We start from the raw sequence: 877 nt of genomic DNA on the forward strand, positions 1-877 counted from the left end.
GATGTTGTGAGGCTGGCCTAATAGTTCTTCCTCAGTGAAACCACTGATTTTAATGAAGTCAGGATTAACGTACGTGATATGGCTTTGAGGGGAGGTAGTCGAAAGGGCACTGTTGCAAAGTTAGCGATGAGGCAGCCTTTTGTCTTATTCAAAGGCCTTACATTTCAAAAACTCTGCTTACCAGGCGCATTTCGCCCAGGGGATCACCATAATAAAATGCTGAGGCCTGGCCTTTGCGTAGTGCACGCATCACCTCAATACCTTTGATGGTGGCGTAAGCCGTCTTCATGGATTTAAATCCCAGCGTGGCGCCGATTATCCGTTTCAGTTTGCCATGATCGCATTCAATCACGTTGTTCCGGTACTTAATCTGTCGGTGTTCAACGTCAGACGGGCACCGGCCTTCGCGTTTGAGCAGAGCAAGCGCGCGACCATAGGCGGGCGCTTTATCCGTGTTGATGAATCGCGGGATCTGCCACTTCTTCACGTTGTTGAGGATTTTACCCAGAAACCGGTATGCAGCTTTGCTGTTACGACGGGAGGAGAGATAAAAATCGACAGTGCGGCCCCGGCTGTCGACGGCCCGGTACAGATACGCCCAGCGGCCATTGAGCTTCACGTAGGTTTCATGCATGTGACACGGGCAAAGATCGGAAGGGTTACGCCAGTACCAGCGCAGCCGTTTTTCCATTTCAGGCGCATAACGCTGAACCCAGCGGTAAATCGTGGAGTGATCGACATTCACTCCGCGTTCAGCCAGCATCTCCTGCAGCTCACGGTAACTGATGCCGTATTTGCAGTACCAGCGTACGGCCCACAGAATGATGTCACGCTGAAAATGCCGGCCTTTGAATGGGTTCATGTGCTGCTCCATCAC

At 51.8% G+C, this 877-nt stretch carries 1 protein-coding gene and 1 pseudogene; both read right to left on the bottom strand.

The features are described 5' to 3' along the window. A pseudogene (locus tag ABD841_RS40525) lies at positions 1 to 96 on the bottom strand (PAS domain S-box protein); the annotation flags it as partial. Between the two features lie 61 nt (positions 97 to 157). After that, positions 158 to 862, bottom strand: a complete 705-nt coding sequence (locus ABD841_RS40530; RefSeq protein ID WP_344982402.1) for an IS6-like element IS26 family transposase — start codon at positions 860 to 862, stop codon at positions 158 to 160. Between the last annotated feature and the right edge of the window lie 15 nt (positions 863 to 877).

Origin of the sequence: Streptosporangium fragile (assembly GCF_039534445.1) — a bacterium.
Taxonomy (GTDB): domain Bacteria; phylum Actinomycetota; class Actinomycetes; order Streptosporangiales; family Streptosporangiaceae; genus Streptosporangium; species Streptosporangium fragile.

Excerpts from the sequence above, each read along its gene's own strand:
- ABD841_RS40530 (WP_344982402.1), bottom strand. The coding sequence starts at position 862 with ATGAACCCATTCAAAGGCCGGCATTTTCAGCGTGACATCATTCTGTGG.